This window comes from Acetobacter senegalensis, assembly GCF_001499615.1.
Lineage (GTDB): Bacteria > Pseudomonadota > Alphaproteobacteria > Acetobacterales > Acetobacteraceae > Acetobacter > Acetobacter senegalensis.
The window spans coordinates 681,381-704,665 of sequence record NZ_LN606600.1 but is presented as its reverse complement, the minus strand read 5'-3'; the positions used below and the strand labels follow the sequence as shown (position 1 = coordinate 704,665).

The window sequence follows — 23,285 nt, the reverse complement described above, 5'->3', positions numbered from 1 at the left end:
GCGCAACCATGGTGATATGGCATCGGTAGCACACTGGTAACGTTTGTTGCACAGCTTGCCTGGGGAAAGGGGAGCCGAAGGAACCCTGCTTCCCGCAGCTGCATCTGTGTGTGCCTGAAAGGTTTTCTGTGTCGGAGGGATGCCTCCACCAAGCTTGAGTGCGCGCGTGGTCAGCCTTACGGCGTGTCGTCAGTTAAGCGCTGAGTATGGCACGTGAGGGTTGTACTTTGTGGCGTCCTGTGCTGACTGTTTTCCCGATTTTGTGGGAGAGCAACAGATGCGGCGCTACGGTTTACGCAACGATCAGTGGGAACGGATAAAAGACCTTCTCCCCGGTCGTGAAGGTCATGTCGGCGGCACAGCAGCGGACAACCGCCTGTTCGTGGAGGCCGTGCTGTATCGCTATCGCGCAGGCATTCCATGGCGTGATCTTCCTGCCCGTTTCGGAGACTGGAAAAACGTGCATCGGCGTCTGCGCCGCTGGTGTGAAAGCGGTGTTATTGAGAGGATCTTTCGCCATCTAGCCGCGGATCACGACAATGAATACATGATGATCGACAGCACCATTGTCCGGGCACATCAGCATAGTGCCGGAGCCCTCAAAAAAGGGGCGCGGATCAGGCCATCGGACGATCACGAGGCGGGTTGACGACAAAGATCCATGCCATCTGCGACGCTCTGGGCAATCCGGTGGAACTCGGCATCACACCGGGGCAGGATGCGGATATCAGCCAGGCGGAACCGATGCTGGAAAACATCGATCCGGATGCCTTCCTCGCCGACAGGGCGTATGACGCGGACAGACTGATTGATCGGCTGACACAGCGCGGGATTACTCCGGTCATCCCGCCGAAACGCAATAGAACAACCCAACGGGAAACCGACTTCGCTCTCTACCGCGAACGGAACCTTGTCGAGCGGTTCTTCAATAAACTCAAGCAGTTCCGTGCTATCGCAACACGCTACGACAAGCTGAAATCGACCTTCCTCGCAGCCGTGCAGTTCGCTTCAATCATTATCCTACTTAACTGACGACACGCTCTAAGACAGATTCAGCTTGGGAGATGTCTCTCGCAGACATTTCCGTTTTTGAAACCACCCTCCGGGGTGGTTTTTCTGTTTCTGGACACACATCATGCAAGATAATCGATGCGCAACGGCGGCGGAAGTCGCCGTGCTGCGTGAACGCGTGGCGCGGGTGGAAGGCAGGCATGATCATCTGCGCGATGGGCTGGACCTTCTTTCGCGCCAGTTTTCCGAATTACGGAGGGATCTGACGCAGGCTGTTGATGATAATGCGGCCTGCACACGGCAGGAGATCATGAGCCGCGTTGATGAGATGAGCCGTAATACCCATAGGCGTGACGCAGAAGTTTCTGATCGCCTTTCCCGTATAGAAGGCGGCATCCGTCTGGCGAACTGGATTACCGTGACCGTAATTGCAGGTGCCACCACACTCCTTGGCTGGGCGCGGATGGGGGATGCTCTGTGGCATGTCTGGAGGCATGTTCTGGGTGGTGGTGCATGAACACACCCGTTGATATTGCCGCCCGCACAGCATGGGGTGAGGCACGGGGAGAAGGCTCTCAGGGCATGCAGGCGGTTCTGAATGTGGTGCATAACCGTGTGGTTCAGCCGGGATGGTGGGGGCGGGATGTGATCTCCGTCTGCACGGCACCAGCACAATTTTCCTGTTGGAGGCACCAAGACCCCAACAGGGAAAAACTACTGACTGTAACAGCAGAAAACCCACAGTTTCATGAGGCCCTGTTGCTGGCGTTTCAGATGGAACTGGGCCAACTGCCTGATCTTACGGATGGTGCGGACCATTATTTTGATCGTCGTACAGCGCCGCCTGTTTGGGCGTGCGGAAGGTTCTACAGAAAAACAATAGGCCATCACGCCTTTTATCGTATCGGCCTTAAAGGAGAAGGAACATGAAGCAGGTTCTTGTAACCGGCGGCAAGATCAGCAGTATTGTTGCGCTTGTGCCACTTGTGGTTTCTGAAGTCCCGGCACCGTGGGATACTATTTTATGCACAGTGGTGATTATCTGCGGGGCCATTGCAACGGCAGTGCCAGCGCCACAGGAAGGGTCACGGTGGATGGCGGCTTATAAGCTTGTGTCTGTTATCGGCCTGAATTTCGGGTGGGCTGCAAATCATCTCGCCACTGGCCAGAACACGGCAGCGCACCCGCAGTCTTCTGACCCGTCAGGCAAGAGTACGTCGTAATTTTTCTCTTCAGACGCAAACGCACTTACGGCTGCCTTATGGCGGCTTTTTTTATGGAACATGCACTATGACGCACATTTCACGTCGTACTCTTATGCAGTCGGGCGGTCTGGCCTGTTTGGGCGGACTTCTGGCCGCCTGCACTGTAACCACTCATGGGTCTGTGACCTCTTTTACTTTGGATGTTGCCAAGGTGGAGGCCTATGCGCAGGCAGGATACAACTTTGCGCAGATGGTGCTGGCTGTGCCGAATGTGGCGCAGGGCATTGGTGCGCCACTGGTGGCTGTGGTGGAAGCCTGTGCACAAAACGCATTGGCTGCTCTGGATAGTCTGAAAACGCAGGCAAATGGAAGTCTGACGGTTTCTTACAACAATGCGTCCGTCAAACAGGCGTTTCAGTCCATTCTGGCAGACTTTGAAACCGTGCTCAGCGCGGCCGGGACGTTGTTGCAGGCGGAAGCTGGGCTTTCCCAAACCGTGCGTGACAAGATGAGCCTCGCCATGACAGCGGCCGAGACCATTACCTCTCTTATGCAGGCCATGGTGAGCACGGGCTCGCGTGCAAACAATGTGTCGTCACGCATGAGTGAGAGTGCGGCTCTTGCTGTGCTTGGGGTGTCCGGCTGATGGTGCTGCGTGATCTGCTATGCGTTTTGGCGGGTATGGGGGCGCAGACAGTGCTGGTTATTCTGTTCGTATGGGGCAGACGGCAGCGGCAGTGGCCAGATGCCTGACAGGGTATAGACCGGAGGGAACAACAGGTTCAGGCGAACGTTGTGCCCCTACAGCAAGGAGGACACAGATCATGGAAAAACTGTCTGAAGAGTTTCAGAAACAGCAGAAACCCGCCGCGCGGCTGATTGTATCCGTCAGCGTGGCGCTTGCGGTATTCTTCATGATGGTCGCCAAGGCGATGCGCAACAAATAAAGCCCGTTCGATTTTGCTTTTTTTTGGAAAAACCTTCCGTAGGGGAAGCTGGTGGACGGGTTTACAATCACCGTTTCTGCCGCCGTCTGCCTTCCATGGTCTATGCGTTTCCATCATAGCGTTGACCGCGTGTTGGAAGCCCCAGAAAACCATGCTGGGTAGAAAACATTATTGTGTGAAAAGACTAATCTGCAAGCGTGATGCGTAGGCAGCGTAACAAGCGTCTCTATTTTGTTCGCTTTCAGTCAGACGCATAGACCCAGCAACACGCCTCCATGATGCGCCAATTACATCAGTAATCAAGTTTGTCTGTGTGCAGGGACGCACGTTTGCTCTCTGGCGCAATGTTGCCTGGTAATGATGCGACCGGCCAGCCAAACTGTCCCATGCTTTAATCTGAGGCCGTAGGGAGAAGCCGAACAGGCACTCCGTGCGGCCTTCTTCTTTTTTCAGGATCGTTATGCAGAGAAAATTGGGATGTCGGCCCGCGGAGCGTCGGGCCGGGCAACCGCGCTTGTCCGGTTTACGGATGATGGCGCGGAAGGCACCTGCGCGTCTGGTGCGCGACCATATTGACCCGGCACCGCTCCTGCTGGGCAACGATCGGGTGGGGGACTGCACATCTGTTGGGCTGGGCAACCATATCCGGGCCACGGCAGCACTTGCCGGGTTTCAGGTTGCCGTAACCGAGCAGGATGCCCTGCATTTTTACAGCCTCTCCACCGGCTATGATCCCGTTCGTCCGGTAACGGATCAGGGGGGAGTGGAAGTGGATGTTCTGGCATGTGCCGGGCGGGCCGGATATGCGCTGACCACGCAGACCTTCTATCCCTTATGGGGCACGGCAGAGGAGGGTGACTTCAACACTTTGCGGTTGATCGTCGCCGGGCTGGGGGCTGCTTATGTGGGAGTGCAACTGGCTCTGGCCGATCAGGCCCCCGGCGTGTGGGATACCCTGAGCCCGGGAGACCAGCGCCCCGGCTCGTGGGGCGGACATTGTGTGCTGGTCTGGGATTATGCCGGAACGGCGGATGATGATCTGGTAACATTGCTGACATGGGGCACGCGGCAGAAATGCACGTGGCGCTGGCTACGGTCCCGCCTGATGGAAGTGCATGGCGTATTATGGCCGCAGCTTATGCTACCGGGCGGCCTTTATCCGACAGGGGATGATCTGGAAAAGCTGCGGGCCGAGAACGCTGCTTTTCTGGGGGCGGCTCTGGTCTGCTGACATAATCCCCTAAAAATGTACCCGCTATCCACAGGCTTACCCACGCAACCATCCGCAGAATCTGGGGATAAGTGGAAAAGAGGCTTGTCTGGTTATAAGGGAAACGGGCCTATGCTCTGCGGGCAGTAACGCGCCTTGTGGGCCTGTGGGGATGTTCACGCTTTGAGCGTTGTCGTGCAAACGGGATCGGGAAGGGGCCGATGGGCCGGGAAGATCAGAGGGGAAGTCAAAAGTCATCGCCCACGCTGGCGGCGTGGCCTCTTTGTCGCAAGGAAAAACGGATCATCTCTCTCGGAGGCTGTTATTTCCCTGCGGCTTGCTCTGAATAAGGTCACTCTGGCGTGTTAGGAAACCACAGGCTCACGCTCAGCCCTTCGGGGAGCCATTCTCTTTTTACCTTCCCCTCAGCAGAGCGAACAAGGCGATCAAGCAGCCCGCTGCCAAAGCCGAATGTGTGTGGTGGGGCGGAAACTGGTGGCCCTCCTGTTTCTGTCCAGTTGAAGCGCAGGTGAGCGTCCTCCTGTTTCCAGTCAAGAGAGACAAGACCGTGGAAACTGCTTAGTGCGCCATATTTCATGGAGTTTGTCGCAAGCTCATGGAAAATGAGAGAGAAGCATGTCACCTCATTTTTGGCGACCTTGATGGCGTCTCCATGCAGTGTGCAGCGCGTGCCATAGGGTTGCAGCACCGCCTGAAGAATACTGCGCAGGTCCATGGCTTCCGTTTGAAGTGGATCATCCCCTTTTCCGTGGCGTGCCAGAGAGGAGACACGGGCAAGTGCGCTGAGCTTGTCTTTTAGAATATGGGTGGCGCTTGGTGCATCCCCTGCCTGCGCGGCTTCTCTTTCTGAAAGGGAGACGAGCCCGTTTACAATGGAAAAAAGATTGCCAATACGGTGCTGCATTTCCTGCGTTAGCATGCGTTCCCGCTCCAACGCTTCTTCCAGTTCAAGCCGCAGGGTGGTTGTCTGCGTGATATCGCGGGAGACACATAAAATGGTGAGACCGTCTTCAGCTGTTGTTGTCACCAGCGGAATAAGAATGTTGTCCCAATACATGAAGCCGCCCGGGCTACGGCTTTTGCCCTGAAAGCGGACCCTCTCACCCCCGGCGGCTTTTGTGAGCGCCTTTTTCCCTTCCTCATACACTTCTGGCGGTAGAAGGGAGAGCCAGGGCATGCCAAAGCCTGATTCACGTGGAACGTTCAGCGCCAGGCAGCCGGCGCGATTCATCATCAGAAGCGTGCCATCGCGCGATAAAACCTTGATGCAGTCCGGCGTGGCATCAAGCATGGCGCTTTGCAGATCAAGAAGCGTGGCAGGAGAGACCGTCTGCAACGCAGGAAAAAGCGCTTTGGCATAAGTTTCAGCTGCTTTTTCCATATGTCCCATGTTTCAGCTCTGCTCGTATTGGTGCGATAGATAATCGGAAACTATGATTACCATATTTTCATGAAACTATGGAAATACTTTTGCGATAAGAAAATTGTAAACGAAACATTAAAATTTATTTCTAATATATTAACGCTGTATAAACCCTCATAACATTTTCGATGAGAGAGTCAATTATGCTTCAAAATGGCGTGGATGTTTTCCGGTCTGTTTTTTCTATTTATTTTATTTGTGATGTTCTTTCTTTCTGCTCACAAATAGACACATTCCTGCCTTGTTGCCTGATAGCGTAAACGAGTCCTGCTTTCTCTGCGCGGTCCAGCTTGCAGGGTGGAGAGGCTGCTTCAAAAGCGGGGAGGGGGTCGATCACCACATCCTGCCAATCTTGTCGTTGCACATGAACGCCGAGGCCTTGGTCTCACTCATATGGTGAGGCTCACGCCATTTGTCAGCGCAAAACGCCGAATTCATACTTAGCCCCAGCTTCTTCGGGCCGCTTTTTGCATGCAGGGCGGAGAAGACTGCGTAGGGGAACAGAACACACGCACCAAACGTTGAGGCGCTTGATCTATTAAATCAGACTGTAAGAGAAGAGGGGGTGGGTGTAATTTGGCAAGTGAACCAGTCACTCGACCAAATTACACCAAACCCTGTAAACATTCGCAGTAAACTGCGATATGTTGGTGCCCAGAAGAAGACTCGAACTTCCACGACCTTGCGGCCACAGATACCTGAAACCTGCGCGTCTACCAATTCCGCCATCTGGGCTCAGAGGCAACCCGGAGTGTTCCGGGGTGGTGAAGGGGGATTTACTCTGCCTTTAAGGGGCCGTCAACAGAGAAAATGAAAAATATCTGACAGATTTGTGTGGTGCTGCGCTCTGGCTCTGTGGAGTGGAATGGAACACAGTCTGAAACGCCCGCCTGCCAAAGGCTTTTGGCTGTATTTCAAAGGGGTGGGCAGGAGCCAGAGGGCGGACCGAAACGTGACGGCGCGCACTAAAAGATTAAGGCGTGCCGGACGCCCCCAGTCCTGATGAGGGAAGTAGAAGGTTTTTTGGGAATGAGCACAGGTAAGATTGCAACAGTTCTGGGTGGCAATGGCTTTGTTGGGCAGTATGTGGTCCAGAATCTGGCCGAGGCCGGCTATACCGTAAGGGTGGCCAGCAGGCGGCCCGACCGTGCGACTCTTCTGCGCCCCCTGGGGCGGGTGGGGCAGATTGCGCCTTTCTATGCCTCCGTGCTGGATGATGCCTCCGTGGCCTGCGTGGTGGAAGGCGCGTCCATCGTCGTCAATCTGGTAGGTGTGCTGGGCTCTACATCCCGGCAGGGGCTGGAGGCCGTGAATGTGCTGGGCGCTGAGCGTGTGGCGCGTCTTTCCGCCGCTGCCGGTGTGGACAGTTTTGTTCAGATGTCCGCCCTGGGGGCTTCTCCCTCAGCTGCTTCCGCTTACGGGCGTAGCCGCGCTGCCGGGGAGGATGCTGTCAGACGCCATCTTCCGCACGCCTCGATCGTGCGGCCCTCCATTATCTTTGGCCCGGAAGATCATTTCTTCAATCTGTTCGGTACGATGGCCCGCTATCTGCCGATCTTGCCGGTATATGGCGCCAACACCCGTGTGCAGCCGGTTTTTGTAGGAGACGTGGCGCAGGCACTGGCCCGCATTGCGCTTGATACCACGCTGGCGGGAAAGATCTGGTCTCTGGGCGGGCCAGAAGTTCTCACCATGCGGCAGATTTATCAGTGGGTGCTCAAGGAAACGCAGCGTGACCGCCTGCTGTTTACTGTGCCTTCTGCGCTTGCATCCTTGCAGGCCAGTATTTTTGAGCGGCTGCCGGGTAAGCTGATCACGCGTGATCAGTTGCGAATGTTGTCAGAGGATAATGTGGTGCCCCCCGGCCAGCCGGGATTTGAGGAACTCGGTATCGCGCCGCGCAGTATTGAGAACACCGTGCCCTTCTATCTGGACCGATATCGGGCTGGCGGCGGTCGATCTGGTGTTATGGTTCCAGAATAAGAGGTTAGGGGCATATAGGTCCGGTTTGATACTTAAATCATATAGGATTTTTGGTTTATTTTGATCTGAATCGGTAAAAAAGAAAGAAAGGACAGCAATGCTGTCTTTTCATTGCATGGGGTAAGGCGCTACCTGAGGTTCGCTTGTCTGGGGGCGAGGTCTGTCTTGACGCGCCCTTTCTTCGGGAATTGCCGCATGACCACACCGATGCTGAAATTTGTCTCTGTTGCGCAGCAGCAGCCTGAAAAACGGACCGCCCAGAACCGGCGGGCCGATTTCGATGAGATTTATGAAGATTTCAAACCGGTTAAGGCAGCGGAACAGGCCAGCCGATGCTCCCAGTGCGGCGTGCCGTTCTGTTCCGTGCATTGCCCGCTAGGCAACAATATCCCCGATTGGCTGATGTTGACCGCAAACGGTCGGCTGGAGGAGGCGTATGAGGTCTCTTCCGCCACCAACACGTTTCCTGAAATCTGTGGCCGCATCTGCCCGCAGGATCGCCTGTGTGAAGGCAACTGCGTGATTGAACCCGGTTTTGAAAGCGTGACCATTGGTGCGGTGGAGCGGTACATTACCGATACCGCGTTTGAGAACGGATGGGTCAAGCCCACCCGCCCGCTGCGCGAACGGCCGGAATCCGTTGGTATTGTGGGTGCTGGCCCGGCAGGGCTTGCTGCGGCGGAACGGCTGCGCGCCGTCGGGTATCAGGTGCATGTGTATGATCGGTATGACCGCGTAGGCGGCCTGCTGGTCTATGGTATTCCCGGTTTCAAACTGGAGAAGGACATTGTCTCCCGCCGCCACAGGCTGCTGGAAGACAGTGGCGTCACCTTCCATCTGGGGCAGGGGGTTGGAGACGCAGAAGGCGAGATCCCGTTTGCGGAGCTGCGCAAGAAGCATGAAGCCCTGCTGATTGCCACTGGCGTGTACAAGGCCCGTGAAATTGGCGGCCCCGGTGCTGGCCTGCCCGGCATTGAACGCGCGCTGGATTATCTGACCGCCTCCAACCGTCGTTCTCTGGGTGACACGTTGCCTGAGGACGCCAAAGGGCTGGATGCCGCAGGCAAGAACGTGGTGGTGCTGGGTGGTGGGGATACCGCCATGGACTGCGTGCGCACCGCCATCCGGCAAGGGGCAAAATCCGTGAAATGCCTCTACCGGCGTGACAAGGCCAATATGCCGGGCTCCGCACGGGAAGTGAAAAATGCGGAAGAGGAAGGCGTGGAGTTTGTCTGGCTGGCCGCCCCGGAAGCGTTTCTGGGTGATGACCATGTGACAGGCGTGCGCGCCACCCGCATGAAGCTGGGCATGGCGGACCCTACGGGCCGTCAGTCCGTTGAGCCGCTGGAAGGCAGTTCCTTCACGCTGGATGCCGATCTGGTTATCACGGCGCTGGGGTTTGATCCGGAACCCCTGCCGCAGTTGTGGGGGCAGCCTGATCTGGCAGTTTCGCGCTGGGGTACGCTCAAGGTGCGGCAGGACAGCTTCATGACCACCCTGCCGGGCGTGTTTGCCGCGGGTGATATTGTGCGCGGCGCCAGCCTTGTGGTGTGGGCCATCCGGGATGGGCGGGATGCCGCCGAACGCATTCATAAATGGATTAAAGCAAACGCATCGGCCGATGCCGTGGCGGAGCAGGGGTAATGGATATGGGCAAGCTCCCGAACACCGGAATGGGTGAAAGCGCCGAGGCTTTTCTGGAAGCATGGGACAACAACGTTGCCGCGCTTGAAGGGCTGTATGACCCTGCGGATGAACGTGATTCCTGCGGCGTTGGTCTGATTGCCGCCCTTGATGGCAAAAGCCGGCGTGATGTGGTGGAAGCCGGCATTGCGGCGCTGAGTGCCATCTGGCACCGCGGCGCGGTGGATGCTGACGGCAAAACGGGTGACGGCGCAGGGATTCACGTTGAAATTCCGCAGGATTTCTTTGCCGATGCCATCACCAGCACGGGTGATCAGCCTGAAGACGGCACCATTATTGCTGTGGGGCAGGTGTTTCTGCCCAAGACGGACCTGACCGCGCAGGAACAGTGCCGCCAGATTATTGAAACCGAGATTCTGGCGTTTGGTTACGGCATTTACGGCTGGCGTCAGGTGCCGATTGATACGTCCTGCATTGGGGAAAAGGCGAACGCCACCCGGCCGGAAATTGAACAGATCATGATCCGCAATCTGCCCGGCAAGGCGGAAGATGCGTTTGAGCGTGATCTGTACGTCATCCGGCGCAAGATCGAGAAAGCAGCCATTGCGGCGCAGGTGGACCTGTATATCTGCTCGCTCTCCTGCCGTTCGATCATCTATAAGGGGATGTTCCTGGCCGAGCATCTGACCGAGTTCTATCCGGATCTTCTGGACAAGCGCTTTGTCAGCCGGTTTGCCATTTATCACCAGCGCTATTCTACAAACACCTTCCCCACATGGAAGCTGGCGCAGCCATTCCGGCGGCTGGCCCATAACGGGGAAATCAACACCATTTCCGGTAACGTTAACTGGATGAAAAGCCATGAAACACGGCTGTCTCATCCAGAGCTTGACCCGTGGATGGAGGATATCAAACCGCTGGTGCAGGCGGGTGGGTCTGATACCGCCATTCTGGATAACGTGTTTGAACTGCTGACCTTCTCTGGCCGGGACGCGCCTGCCGCCAAGGCGCTGATGGTGCCTGCCAGCGTGGGGGGCAATTCCTCCATGAAGCAGTCCCATCGGGACATGTTTGCCTACTGCAACGCCGTGATGGAACCGTGGGATGGCCCCGCCGCCCTGTGCGCCACGGATGGCCGGTGGGTGATCGCCGGGCTGGACCGTTCCGGCCTGCGCCCCCTGCGCTATACCGTAACGGCTGATGGCCTGCTGATTGTAGGGTCTGAAACCGGCATGGTGCGGGTGCCCGAAGCCAATGTGGTCAAGCGTGGCCGCCTTGGGCCGGGTGACGTGATTGGCGTGGATCTGCAAACACCCAAACTGTATGGCAATGAAGAACTGCTGGATCTTCTGGCCGCCCGTCAGGAATTTTCCTCCTGGGTGGGGCGTATCCAGAAAATTGGTTCCATTGTGCGCTCTGATGTGACCGAGCCTGTGAATTATCAGGGCGAGGAACTGCGCCGCCGCCAGTTGGCCGTCGGCACCACGCTGGAAGATCTGGAAACCATCCTGCAGCCCATGGTTGAAAATGGCACGGAAGCCATTGGTTCCATGGGGGATGATACGCCGCTGGCCGTGCTTTCTCCCCGTTATCGGGGTCTGGCGCATTATTTCCGTCAGGGGTTCAGTCAGGTTACCAACCCGCCGATCGACTCCCTGCGGGAATCACGGGTGATGAGCCTTGCCACCCGGTTGGGCAATCTGGGCAATATTCTGGATCAGTCTGCTGACCAGTGTGAAATGCTGCAACTGCCCAGCCCGGTTCTGACCTCTGGCGAGTATGAATCCCTGCGGGCGTTCTGCGGTGCTTCTGGCTGCGTGATTGACTGCACCTTCCCGGTAAAGGATGGCGAGACAGGACTGCGCGAAGCCATTGCCCGTATCCGGCGTGAAGCGGAAGAAGCCGTGCGCGGCGGGTGCACGCATGTGTTCCTGAGTGACGAGAACCAGTCTCCCAGCCGTGCCTATATTCCCATGATTCTGGCCACCGGCGCGGTGCATACGCATCTGGTGCGCACATCCCTGCGGACTTTCACGTCCCTGAACGTGCGGACCTCCACAGCGCTTGATGTACACGCCATTGCCGTCACGATCGGGGTAGGGGCCACCACGGTTAACCCGTATCTGGCGCAGGAATGTATTGCAGACCGGCATCGCCGGGGTCTGTTTGGCACGTTCAGCCTGCGTGAATGCATGGAACGCTACCGCAAGGCGGTGGACAAGGGTCTGCTCAAGATCATGTCCAAAATGGGCATTTCCATTGTGGCGTCTTACCGTGGCGGGTGCAATTTTGAAGCGGTCGGTCTTTCTCGCGCGCTGACGGCGGAATTCTTCCCCGGCATGCCGTCCCGTATTTCGGGTATCGGTCTCTCCGGTATTGCCCGCAATGTGCTGACTTTCCATGGCGAGGCATGGGATGCCACAACCCTCGCCCTGCCTGTGGGCGGCCTGTATAAAATGCGGCGCAGTGGGGAGCAGCACGCGTTTGATGGCACGCTGATCCATATGCTGCAAACCGCCGTGGCAACGGACAGTTTTACCATCTACAAACGCTATGCGGATGCCGTGCGGGCGCAGCCTCCTGTGGCCCTGCGGGATCTGCTGGACTTCCGTGAAGGGCGTACGCCTATTCCGGTAGATGAAGTGGAAAGCATCACCCTGCTGCGCAAGCGGCTGATTGCGCCTGCCATTTCGCTGGGCGCGCTGAGCCCGGAAGCACATGAAACGCTCTCCATCGCCATGAACCGCATTGGCGCGAAGTCTGATTCCGGTGAGGGTGGGGAAGACCCGGCACGCGCCAAGCCGCGCCCGAACGGTGATAACGCATCCTCCGCCATCAAGCAGGTGGCATCCGGCCGCTTCGGGGTGACTGCGCAGTATCTGAATGACTGCCGTGAGCTTGAAATCAAGGTGGCGCAGGGTGCTAAACCGGGTGAAGGCGGGCAGCTTCCCGGCTTCAAGGTGACGCAGCTTATTGCCAAACTGCGCCATGCCACGCCGGGTGTGACGCTGATCTCTCCGCCGCCGCACCACGATATCTATTCTATCGAGGATCTGGCGCAGCTTATCTATGATCTGAAGCAGATCAATCCGGAGGCGACTGTCACCGTCAAGCTAGTGGCGCGGTCTGGCATTGGCACCATTGCTGCAGGTGTGGCCAAGGCGAAAGCTGATGCCATCCTCATTTCCGGTCACTCTGGCGGCACAGGGGCCAGCCCGCAGACATCCGTGAAATATGCGGGCCTGCCGTGGGAACTGGGTCTGGCGGAAGCGCATCAGGTGCTGATGCTCAACCGTCTGCGCCACCGCGTGAAGCTGCGCACGGATGGCGGTATCAAGACCGGGCGTGACGTGGTGATTGCCGCCATGCTGGGCGCCGAGGAGTTTGGTATTGGCACGGCCAGCCTTGTGGCCATGGGCTGCATCATGGTGCGGCAGTGCCACTCCAACACCTGCCCGGTGGGTGTGTGCTCTCAGGATGAAGAACTGCGCAAGAAGTTTGAAGGCACGCCGGAGAAGGTGATCAACCTGTTCTCCTTCATTGCGGAAGATGTGCGCAATATTCTGGCGTCTCTGGGCTTCCGCACCCTGAACGAGGTGATCGGCCGGACCGATCTGCTGCGGCAGGTCTCCCGTGGTGCGGATTATCTGGATGATCTGGACCTGAACTCTCTGCTCTCTCAGGCAGATCCGGGGCCGTTTGCCCGTTACTGCACGCTGGATGGCCGGAACGAGGTGCCGGACACGCTGGATGCGCAGATGATCAGTGATGCCAAGCCGCTGTTTGACCACGGGGAGAAAATGCAACTGCACTACAATGTGCAGAACACGCAGCGCGCCATTGGCACGCGCATGTCCTCGCTGATTGTGCGGCAGTTTGGCATGAAAACGCTGGCACCGGGCCACCTTACGGTGCGGTTGCGTGGGTCTGCCGGGCAGTCTCTGGGGGCGTTTGCCGTGCAGGGCATCAAGCTGGAAGTGCTGGGCGACGCCAACGATTACGTGGGCAAGGGCCTCTCCGGTGCCACCATCAGCGTGCGGCCGTCTCCGTCCTCGCTGCTGGTGTGCAACCAGAACGCTATTATCGGCAATACAGTGCTGTATGGCGCCACGGCGGGCGAGCTTTACGCCGCAGGCCAGGCCGGTGAGCGCTTTGCGGTGCGTAACTCTGGCGCGGTTGCCGTGATTGAAGGCTGTGGGTCCAACGCCTGTGAATACATGACAGGCGGCACGGTGGTGATCCTTGGGCCTATTGGTGACAATTTTGGCGCGGGCTTTACCGGCGGCATGGCCTTTGTACTGGATGATGACGACAGCTTTGAACGCAAGGTGAATCCGGAGTCTCTGCTCTGGACGCGCGTTGCACAGGGCGAATGGGCCGATAAACTGAAAGCATTGGTGGAACGCCACGTTGAAGAAACGGGCTCCCCCTACGCCACCATGCTGCTGCACAAGTGGGATGAGGTTCTGCCGCGCTTCTGGCAGATTGTCCCGCAGGATTATGCGCGGATTATCGGCTTTGAGGTGCCGCAGGAAGCGCAGAAACAGTCTGCCTGAACAGGCCGCAAGGCACACTGAACAGGCCAGCCGCAAACGGGCGGGGCAGGGGGCGAAAGCCTTCTCCCCGCCCGTTCTGTTTGCAGTGTGATCCGTCTTGCATTCTGTGGGGTCGCGCGTAGCAAAATTGCGCGTTACAGTGGCCCCATGCAACACATGACGCTTCTCCCCCGTTTTCAGCAGTTTCCGGCTCTGGCCGCTGAAACGGCTGTGTCTTCTCCCGCCTCCGCCGAGGCTCCGGCGCTCCCCCGGTGGGACCTTTCCGCGCTGTATGCCGGGATGGATGATCCCGCCCTGACGCAGGATCTGGCTACGGCTGAAAAACAGGCCAAAGCCTTTGCTGCCCGGTATCAGGGCAAGCTGGCAGACCTGTCTGGCGCGGATCTGGCCAAGGCTATTGCGGAAGGGGAAGCCATTGAGGAGCTTCTGGGCAAGGCAGGCTCCTACGCCTCCCTGCTGTTTGCCGCCAATTCATCCGATGCGGCCATTAGCCGGTTCAGTCAGTCCATCAATGAAAAACTGACCGATATCTCTGCTTATCTGCTGTTCTTCACCTTGGAGTTGAACCGCATTGAAGATGCGGATCTTGAGCAGAAGTTGCAGGACCCCGCACTGGCGCACTGGAAGCCTTTCCTGCGTGATACGCGCCTGTTCCGCCCGCATCAGCTTTCTGATGAGGTGGAAAAGGTACTGCTGGAAAAATCCGTTACCGGAGCGCAGTCCTGGTCCCGCCTGTTTGATGAGACCATTGCCGCCCTGCGTGTCACGCTGGATGGTGAGGAGGTGACGGTTGGCGATGCGCTGAACCGGCTTTCCGATTCTGACCGCGGTGTGCGTGAACGCGCAGGCAAGGCCGTTGGGGCCGTATTCGGGGCCAATATTCGCCTGTTTGCGCTGATTACCAATACACTGGCCAAGGATAAGGCTATCTCTGATGGTCTGCGTCATTATGCGCGGCCCACATCCTCCCGCAATCTCTCCAACATGGTGGAAGACGAGGTGGTGGATGCGCTGGTTTCCGCCGTGCGGCAGGATTACCCGCGTCTGGCGCACCGCTATTACGCGCTGAAAGCCAAATGGATGGGGCTGGACAAGCTGGAGCACTGGGACCGCAATGCACCGCTGCCCGGCTGTGAAGACCGCAAGATCCCGTGGGACGAAGCCAAGCAGATTGTGCAGAAAGCCTATGATGGGTTTGACCCGCGCATGGGCAAGGTGATCAACACCTTCCTCACCCATCCGTGGATTGACGTGCCACCTGCCCCCGGCAAGTCACCGGGTGCGTTCGCGCACCCCACCGTGCCGTCCGCGCATCCCTTCATCCTGCTCAACTATCATGGCCGCACGCGGGATGTGATGACGCTTGCGCATGAGCTTGGGCATGGCGTGCATCAGGTTCTGGCAGCCAGGCAGGGTTACTTCCTGTCCAACACGCCGCTTACACTGGCTGAAACGGCCAGTGTGTTTGGTGAAATGCTCACTTTCCAGTCCCTGCTGGATGCTGAGCAGGACCCTGCCCGCAAGCGCACCCTGCTGGCTGGCAAGGTGGAAGATATGCTCAACACCGTGGTGCGCCAGATTGCGTTCTACGAATTTGAAACCCGCGTGCATGATGAACGCAAAAGCGGTGAACTGCTGCCCGAACGCATTGGCGAGATCTGGCGGCAGGTGCAGACGGAAAGCCTTGGTCCGGCCTTCAACTTTACCCCGGACTATGATGTGTTCTGGGCCTATATTCCGCACTTCATCCACTCACCGTTCTATGTGTATGCCTACGCGTTTGGGGACTGTCTGGTGAACGCCCTGTATGGTGTGTTCACGGATGGCGCTCCGGGCTTTCAGGACAAATATATTGCCATGCTGGAAGCCGGTGGCACGCTGCGCCACAAGGAACTGCTGGCACCCTTCGGGCTTGATGCGTCCGACCCCAATTTCTGGCGCAAGGGGCTGGATGTGATTTCCGGCTTTATTGACCAGTTGGAGCAGGCCTGAGCAATGGCAGAACGTGATCTTGATAACAGCGGCATGTTCGGGGAACTGCGCCGCATGGTGCAGACCACGGGCACGGTAGGCGGCATTGCCGCCCGCATGGCCGGACACAAGATAGGCCTGCGGTCTGGCGGCGCGTCCCACGCGGAAGATCTGAAATCCATGCTGGGGGGGCTGAAAGGCCCGCTGATGAAGGCGGCCCAGCTTCTGTCCACCATTCCCGGTGCCCTGCCGGAGGAATATGCCAAGGAACTGGCCGAACTTCAGGCCAACGCCCCGCCCATGGGCTGGAACTTTGTGCGCCGGCGTATGGCAGCGGAACTCGGCCCGGGGTGGGAAAAACATTTTCGCTCCTTCGGGCGGGAAGCAGCGGCGGCTGCCAGTCTGGGGCAGGTGCATCAGGCCGTGCTGACAGACGGCCGCCGTGTGGCGTGCAAGCTGCAATATCCGGACATGAAAGCCGCCGTGGAGTCCGATCTGCGGCAGTTCCGTATGGCCATTGGTGTGTATCACCGGCTGGATAACGCCATCCGACAGGATGATGTGGTGGAGGAACTGGCCGAACGCCTGCGGGAGGAACTGGACTACACGCGGGAGGCCGCCAACATGCGGCTGTATCGCGCCATTCTGGCAGACTGCCCGGAGATCACGGTTCCTGCGCCGATTGATGAACTTTCCACCCATCGCCTGCTGACCATGGAGTGGGTGAGCGGCCGTAGCCTGAACGCCGCGATTGAAGCAGGACTGACCGAGGAGCAGAAAAAGAAGATTGCCCGCTCCCTGTTCCGCGCATGGTATCTGCCGCTGTATCAATATGGCGTGGTGCATGGTGACCCGCATATGGGCAACTTCACCCTGCGCGATGATTACGGGCTGAACCTGCTGGATTTCGGGGCGATCCGTATTTTCCAGCCGTCCTTTATCAAGGGGAACATTGACCTCTACCGGGCCTTGCAGAGTGGCGATAAAGCCATGGCGACCGAGGCTTACGCCGCCTGGGGCTTTACGAACCTGACGCCTGAAAAGGTGGACGTACTGAACGAATGGGCGGGCTTCCTGTACGCTCCGCTGATGGACGACCGTGAACGGTTCATTCAGGAAGACAGCAACCCTGTGTTCGGGCGCGAAGTGCTGACAAAAGTGCATGAAGGTCTGCAGCGCACGGGCGGCGTTCGCCTGCCGCGCGAATTTGTGCTGGTGGACCGTTCTGCCGTGGGGCTTGGTTCAGTCTTCATGCGCCTGAAGGTGAAGATGAACTGGTATCAACTGTTCCATGAAATCATTGCGGAATTTGATGAGCAGGCCTTGGCTGAACGCCAGAAAGCTGCCGTGGTAGCCGCACGTTTTCCTGAAACGCCGATAACGTAATAGGTTAGCTGGCGCAGGAGAGACGGCAAAGGCCCGTGCTCTTTCAGTCTCTCCTGCCAATCGGGTTCTGCCTTCTTCATGCAGGTTTGTTTGAAACGTCAGCCAGATCAGCCGGGCCACGTTTCTGGGGGCTGAGTGTGTTGGATGAGTATCCCAACAACGTTTCATCAAGCCTCCAAATTTTCTGTTTTTGATTCCCCAAAAGCCCGCAGTAATTTCCAACCATTGAGTTTTTAACCAGACTTTTACGGGAGGAACGGCAGGAATATTGGCTCACCCGTAAAAAGAGGGGGACCATATTTCGAGGTGGACTGGGGTGCCCCCATGCGAAATTTGATTCGCTGGTGGTAAGGGTGGCTTACAGGTTTGCCGTGCTGCATTGCCGGGAAGAAAACGGCGTGGCTCATAAAATCCAGTCCGGCCTGATTGAAATAAGGGTTGGTCCCTTTTTCAATGTGGCAGCCATGGGCTTTCCCTTTTTCATCAATGTCGCATCCCACTATCGCCATACCGGTAATGTTCCGTTGCTCCATGAGCGTCGGGTAATAGGGTGGGGGGGTGGCTAGTTTGTTGAGGTGTGGTCCACGGTTATCATCCACAAAGCCATTATACTGTGTAGGCGGGGGCGGCGCAGGGTGTGGTGTCGGCTGTGTCATCCCCATCACCAGCACATACAGCCCGCAGCATGCCGTTGCGGCGGTCAGTATCCAGCTTTTGGCATTGGGGGCCTCTTCCTGCTTCTGTAACAGCGGATGCGCGGCTGGTTCTGCCGGAGGCGGCTGATGTTTTTGGGTTTCATCAGGATCAGGCGGGGCAGAAGCCATGAAGCAGCCTCGTCAGGAGAGCGGAGCAAGAGGACAGGCTACCGGCAGAGACTACTCTGTTTCAATAAAAAGCGTACAGGGCCATCCTCACGTTTTCTATAGTTCCGTTTTTACAAAGAGCACTCAAGAAAATCGGTCTGGGTGGGCGAGTGGCTCTTTCTTCTATGGGCTGCACCTGATTTCTTGTTTCTTAAATACTCGTGCTTTTCGCAGACTTTTTTTCACGGAAGATAAGGCAGGAGAGTGGAGCCGCCGGTAAAAAGCGGTGGTCCATATTTGGCGAAGGACTGTGCCTGCTCCGGCTTTATGCCGAAAAACAACCGCATACGAAAATGCCGTGTAACCGGTTTGCCGTGCTCCATGGCAGGAAAGAAAACCGCGCGGGCCATATACTCCATGCCCGCGCGGTTGAAATAAGGATTGGTGCCCCGTTCTATACGGCAGGCATGGGCCTTGCCATCTTCGCCAATATCGCACCCTACAATACTGATGCCGGAAATACCTTTGTCCCTCATTTCTGGTGGAGCGTGCAGGCGTGGTGTTTCTACTCTGTTCAGGACAGGCTTGTGATTGTCATCCAGAAAGGCGTAGCTGCCGGATGATGCGGATGTCTGGGTTGGAGACGTATCGGGCCGATGGGCGATACCCATAACCAGCATATAAAGACCACAACAGGCTGCGGCAGCGCTAACAATCCAGCTTTTGGCATAAACCGCTTTCTTCTGCTTCTGGGTCTGGGCAGAGAGCACAGGCTGCTCATCCTCCTGCGGAGAACGGCCAAGGGAAGGCGGTGGATCAAAAGGCGCGGGAGCCATCGACAGGCCTTATGCTGGTAAGATGGACGTGAGACTACAGGAAGAGATCAGTATTTTCCAAATGAAAGCATCGTGCCACAGGTATACATATATGAGGATGATGATCTTGCAAGGAAGGTGGCCTTTGTCAGTGAAGGGGAGTGACAGGTTAACTCCAACGTCTGCTTATAGCAGGCGTTTATGATTCAGGTGTGGACTCTTATATCCTGTAAAGAATGTTATTAAAAACGAGCATCTACAATGTGGCTTTCAAGATAAGGCAAAACTTGAGAAAGGAATGGGTGATTTTTCTTGTAAAAGTCTGTTTTTACGTTTGGTCTGTTTAAAATTGACATGATTTCTCGTCCCAGGTCATGGTCGGAAGCGTCTAAGCCTACATGTATGAATGCTTCCGCAGTCTGGCCAGCCCAGCCCTGACCTGTCCAGGTTGTCGGCTTCATTTGAAAGCAATCAAAAAGCATATTCATATTTAAGAGGGTATCTTTTGATGACGCTTTATTGACTTTCGGCCCAAAGGCTTCTGAAAGTCTGGTTTTAAGAAGGTCATGTGCCAGCTTATGCCGCTCATTTATTTTTACAATAAATGCATGAGGATAAGATTTTCCATCCCACAGACACTCATAATCATGTACTTCCATCAAGACTTTTCTGGCAGCTGACCCAAGTTGACTTTCCAAGCAAGGTTTAGGCAGAATAGGCCACTCGACATCAGGATCGTCGAAAGCTGGAGCTGCCAATCGGCCGGTTATGAAATAACAGTATTTGTTCATATATATCGAAATAGACCGGGGTTGAATAACCCCTTTGTAAGTATGATAAGGGTTTAATATTTTGCTTGCTGCGGGACGGGCAACAAGCTCAAAATTATTTAAACGAACTGGCCATTTGTCTTCTTTCCATAGCCCATTTTTTTGTTTGTAGGCAATGATGCCAAAAGGGGAATCTTGCCTGTGGGCTGTTTTGCGATGCAGTAGAAGAACGGGAGATCTATTCAAGAAATACGAACCATGAAGATCTCTCAGTAAAGTTTTATTTTCGTGAGGCAAGATTTTTCTTGCGCGCAAGAGGTCTCCTACCAGGAAAACTTCGGGATTACTCAAATGGACCTCCTGATTTCTCTTTTGAAGAGACAATAACGTTATGGGATAATATACCGTCTATAGAAATTTTATCCTAAATTTTTCCTCGATAAATAGAAAAATTTCATTGTTGTTAGGAATATGTATAGTCTGTGGGTAGCGTATTCTGCTTATAGAGATAACCTTCCCTATGAGGCGTAAGTCTGATTGATAGAGGTAGAAACACGTTTTTAATAATATTGTAATAAAAATATATAATATTTTTCGCCCTAGAAAAATGTTACTATTCAACTGCTAAATATTTTTACATGCTTCTACACGATGTGTTAGAAAATTTTCTTTGCGCCTTATTTAATATACGAATCATTTTTTGGGGAGCCCGAATAGAACGGGAGAGCGCAGATAATGGCAATAGATATGATTGATTCTGATCTGGCTATAACACGCATGGTTCTTTTTGAAGTCGGTCAACTCGAACGCCCTTTGGTTCGGTGGATTGCTGAAATGAAACAGGTTGACCCGCGGGTTTTTGATAAGCTCCAACAAGCCTGGCTTGAGCGTTATGAGCAGAAAATATCCTCATGCTATAAGATAACCCAACAGCCTTTATTGCAGAATGTAACGTTGGCGCACATGCCACTGGCTGCAGCCATGATGCCGGAATTGCTCAATAGACAGAGTCTGCCTCGGCCGCCTGCATGGTATAGAAGTTTTGCGCGTACGTATCAGACAAATGCGCTTGGTTTCATAACGTCAAGTTTTTTGCCAAAACCCGTCCGAATGTCGGATGGCTCATATTATAATAGAACGCCAAACAATCTGCGTGAGTATTTCTACAGTTTCAGTGATTCAGGTACGAGCCTGCCTGATGAAAAATGGTTTGATCAGGCGTTGCAGGATTGTGAGAAGATGGAACGGGATATACCACATCTTCTCTGGTTGGCGCGTGAAATGGTTTTGCGGGAGGATGCCGCAAGTTCCACAGAGTCAATGGATTCACGGTTGGAGCTTTTCCAGGTTCCAGAAGCCCCTCAACCATCGTTAAAAACGCTTGCACGTTATAAAGAGCATCTCGCAAAACCAGAGGGGATAAAAGATCTTGAATTTGCAAGATCGTTTGTTCGAGAAGCTTTTGAGTCTTCAGAAAAGATATTAACCTCTTGGCACTTGTTGAAACAGCCATCCCTTTATCGGGCTGCTATTTTGCCAAGATTTGTTCGGTTGGTTACAGGAGCAGTTTCCAGAACACAGTCTGTTCGGAAGGTTGCTGAAGCATTTCTTCTCTCCCCTTCGCTTTATTCATTTCGTTTTGGTGGTGGCGAAAATAACGGCATAATGAGGTTAGGGCGTCAAAAGGGACTGCGCTATAAAAATCCACCTCCCGTCAAATCTGTAAAGCCAGATTGTCATCCATGTTCCTCTTCATTGTCATCCCCGACAATTTCCTCTGATATCATAGCAGGTTGTTTGTGGATGATCGCCGCTGCTGCGGATGCTGTGGATCTTGAATGGCTTCTTCCAGCCTGTAAAAAGGCTTTGGCAGCGGAAGATGTGGCTATTTTCAATCGTCTGGTTGCAACGGTAGGTCTGATTGGAACACCCGACGCCATTCGGGGAATGGTCCGCTTACGCGCGCGTGTCAGGCATGCCACAATGTTCAATGCTCTGGAAAGATCTTTGGCAAAAGCGGCCGCAGCTTCAGGGCTTACGACAGTTGAGGCGGAAGAACTTCTTGCTCAGGAATACGAACTCGATTCAACAAGTTGTCATCGGTTGAACTTGCCGGACGGTTACGCGGCCGTCCTTTCTATTGCTGGTTCCGGTCAGGGTTCGATTTATTATGAGGGGGAAAAGGGAGATCGCATTTCAAAACTGCCGCCATTTGTTCTTGAACAAGAAAAATGCAAGGCGCTCCTGAAAAGTATGCGGTCAGATGCCAAGGCAATTTCGGCGGATATGCTGGTGCATCGTTACAGGTTGGAGCGTTCATGGCTGACCGGCCAAACCTGGACTTTGAGGGCGTTTATCGAAAGATGGTTAAACCACCCGCTTCTTGGTTGGCTGGCGCGTCGGCAGATATGGCTTGTTGCTGAACCGGGAGGTTCTATTAGAACATGTCTGTTTGGAAGGGAGGCGACCACAGTATATGATCCAGATGGTAATAAAGCGTCTCCGCTTCATCCCGATACTCTTCTTAGCTTGTGGCACCCACTTCAAAAAATGAGCGATGACTGCAAGGGGAGTGTTGTTGCACGGTGGCGGGAGACACTGGAGCGTTTGGATATCCGGCAACCTATCCGTCAAGTATGGCGTGAGACCTACACAATAACCCAAGCGGAGCGAGAAAGCTCTCCTTCCTCCTACCGTTATGCACAACGTATTCTTGGTCAGGCTCAGGTAATAGAAATTGGGCGTAAACGCGGGTGGCGCATCCGAACCCTTACCGCGCATATTCCATCCAGCGAGGGCGCCCCGTGGTCTTTAATCATCCCGGCGCATGGCATTTATGCGGAATTCCGAACAGGAGGAGTAGGGTATAATGACCTCGGTCGATCTGCTCCAGCTTTTACGCATGTCATGACTGATCGAGTAAGGTTCTGTATTCTTAAAGATCGTGGAGACTGGCGATTTGATGGAGGGCGAAAGCTGACGCCCATGAAAAAACCAGTTCGACTGGCAGATATAGATCAGATCGTATTTTCGGAAGTTATGCGAGATCTGGATCTTATGGTGAGTGTTGCCGCAAGTAACCTGAAGTTTGATGCATCTTCTATTCAGGCTGTGCCAGAACTAGGAAAATGGAGACGCCAGCAGGGTTTGTCAGATATAGCATTGCCAGATGAACCCCATTATGGTGGGCTGGCCCAAAGCAGGCGGCAGATTATCGAAGCTCTGCTGCCTTCTTTACAAGAAAAGGGGGCTGTAACACTGGACGACCGGCATGTTATCGTTACCGGTAGGCTTCACCAGTATCGTATTCATCTTGGAAGCGGTGAAGTCATTATGGTCCCTCAGTATCGCCACCTCACATTAGAGACACTCTCGCACTCGACACGTGAAGAAGATATTGGGGATTATCAGCCTCTATATGATGACGATATCCTGAATTCCATTCTCTATCGGATCGCCTTGTTGCAAAAAGATCATAAGATTAGAGATAAAAATATTTTAGAACAACTTCGTGACGGATGAAAAATATAAACTATTCTT

Annotated in this window: 17 protein-coding genes and 1 tRNA gene; 13 read left to right on the top strand and 5 right to left on the bottom strand. The window is 55.1% G+C overall.

What is annotated here, in order from left to right:
- Positions 1–277: 277 nt before the first annotated feature.
- The 7 genes from ASN_RS18475 to ASN_RS03015 all read left to right on the top strand — a co-directional run bounded on the left by ASN_RS18475 (position 278) and on the right by ASN_RS03015 (position 4,394).
- Positions 278–1,032, top strand: a protein-coding gene (locus ASN_RS18475; RefSeq protein ID WP_099048343.1) for an IS5 family transposase whose coding sequence is annotated in 2 segments (ribosomal slippage) — positions 278–608 and positions 608–1,032 — 756 coding nt in all. Because the reading frame shifts where the segments join, the coding sequence is not laid out codon by codon here.
- A gap of 103 nt (positions 1,033–1,135) precedes the next feature.
- The gene (locus tag ASN_RS03035) at positions 1,136–1,528 is read left to right on the top strand and encodes a hypothetical protein (protein ID WP_058987166.1); all 393 of its coding nucleotides are present in this window, start codon (positions 1,136–1,138) and stop codon (positions 1,526–1,528) included.
- Positions 1,525–1,941, top strand: coding sequence for a cell wall hydrolase (locus ASN_RS03030; protein WP_058987165.1), 417 nt, complete (start codon positions 1,525–1,527; stop codon positions 1,939–1,941). Before ASN_RS03035 ends, ASN_RS03030 begins: the two co-directional genes overlap by 4 nt.
- Positions 1,938–2,234, top strand: coding sequence for a hypothetical protein (locus tag ASN_RS03025; protein ID WP_058987164.1), 297 nt, complete (start codon positions 1,938–1,940; stop codon positions 2,232–2,234). The genes ASN_RS03030 and ASN_RS03025 overlap by 4 nt, the downstream gene beginning before the upstream one ends.
- 67 nt (positions 2,235–2,301) lie before the next feature.
- Positions 2,302–2,862: a hypothetical protein gene (locus ASN_RS03020; protein WP_058987163.1), complete on the top strand. Its 561-nt coding sequence runs from the start codon at positions 2,302–2,304 to the stop codon at positions 2,860–2,862.
- A 178-nt stretch (positions 2,863–3,040) separates the two neighbouring features.
- Positions 3,041–3,163: a hypothetical protein gene (locus tag ASN_RS20385; protein ID WP_254909390.1), complete on the top strand. Its 123-nt coding sequence runs from the start codon at positions 3,041–3,043 to the stop codon at positions 3,161–3,163.
- A gap of 460 nt (positions 3,164–3,623) precedes the next feature.
- Complete coding sequence (locus ASN_RS03015) at positions 3,624–4,394, top strand: hypothetical protein (protein WP_082666555.1); 771 nt, start codon at positions 3,624–3,626, stop codon at positions 4,392–4,394.
- Between the two features lie 331 nt (positions 4,395–4,725).
- On the opposite strand, the gene ASN_RS03010 is transcribed toward ASN_RS03015, so the two are convergent.
- Both ASN_RS03010 and ASN_RS03005 read right to left on the bottom strand, forming a co-directional pair.
- A complete protein-coding gene (locus ASN_RS03010; RefSeq protein WP_058987161.1) occupies positions 4,726–5,775 on the bottom strand; it encodes a sensor histidine kinase in 1,050 nt (349 codons plus the stop codon).
- A 690-nt stretch (positions 5,776–6,465) separates the two neighbouring features.
- Positions 6,466–6,552: transfer RNA gene (locus tag ASN_RS03005), tRNA-Leu, on the bottom strand.
- A gap of 294 nt (positions 6,553–6,846) precedes the next feature.
- Here ASN_RS03005 and ASN_RS03000 point away from each other — a divergent pair.
- The 5 genes from ASN_RS03000 to ASN_RS02980 all read left to right on the top strand — a co-directional run bounded on the left by ASN_RS03000 (position 6,847) and on the right by ASN_RS02980 (position 17,357).
- Positions 6,847–7,800, top strand: a complete 954-nt coding sequence (locus ASN_RS03000; RefSeq protein ID WP_039904075.1) for a complex I NDUFA9 subunit family protein — start codon at positions 6,847–6,849, stop codon at positions 7,798–7,800.
- 195 nt (positions 7,801–7,995) lie between these two features.
- On the top strand, positions 7,996–9,444 hold the full coding sequence (locus ASN_RS02995) for an NAD(P)-dependent oxidoreductase (protein ID WP_045541598.1): 1,449 nt from the start codon (positions 7,996–7,998) through the stop codon (positions 9,442–9,444).
- Complete coding sequence (gene gltB, locus ASN_RS02990) at positions 9,444–14,000, top strand: glutamate synthase large subunit (protein WP_058987160.1); 4,557 nt, start codon at positions 9,444–9,446, stop codon at positions 13,998–14,000. The genes ASN_RS02995 and gltB overlap by 1 nt, the downstream gene beginning before the upstream one ends.
- 156 nt (positions 14,001–14,156) lie before the next feature.
- Complete coding sequence (locus ASN_RS02985) at positions 14,157–15,992, top strand: M3 family oligoendopeptidase (protein WP_058987159.1); 1,836 nt, start codon at positions 14,157–14,159, stop codon at positions 15,990–15,992.
- 3 nt (positions 15,993–15,995) lie between these two features.
- The gene (locus tag ASN_RS02980; protein ID WP_058987158.1) at positions 15,996–17,357 is read left to right on the top strand and encodes an ABC1 kinase family protein; all 1,362 of its coding nucleotides are present in this window, start codon (positions 15,996–15,998) and stop codon (positions 17,355–17,357) included.
- Between the two features lie 245 nt (positions 17,358–17,602).
- Here the strand turns inward: ASN_RS02980 and ASN_RS02975 are convergent, their stop codons facing one another.
- The 3 genes from ASN_RS02975 to ASN_RS19430 form a co-directional block, all read right to left on the bottom strand.
- Entirely contained in the window at positions 17,603–18,181 is a 579-nt protein-coding gene (locus ASN_RS02975; RefSeq protein ID WP_006558308.1) for an energy transducer TonB, read from the bottom strand.
- Between the two features lie 221 nt (positions 18,182–18,402).
- The gene (locus tag ASN_RS02970) at positions 18,403–18,996 is read right to left on the bottom strand and encodes an energy transducer TonB (RefSeq protein WP_058987157.1); all 594 of its coding nucleotides are present in this window, start codon (positions 18,994–18,996) and stop codon (positions 18,403–18,405) included.
- A gap of 221 nt (positions 18,997–19,217) precedes the next feature.
- Positions 19,218–20,096, bottom strand: a complete 879-nt coding sequence (locus ASN_RS19430; RefSeq protein ID WP_157765086.1) for a hypothetical protein — start codon at positions 20,094–20,096, stop codon at positions 19,218–19,220.
- Positions 20,097–20,492: 396 nt separating this feature from the next.
- On the opposite strand from ASN_RS19430, the gene ASN_RS02960 reads away from it, so the two are divergent.
- The gene (locus tag ASN_RS02960; protein WP_231948344.1) at positions 20,493–23,267 is read left to right on the top strand and encodes a DUF4132 domain-containing protein; all 2,775 of its coding nucleotides are present in this window, start codon (positions 20,493–20,495) and stop codon (positions 23,265–23,267) included.
- The last annotated feature ends 18 nt before the right edge of the window (positions 23,268–23,285 follow it).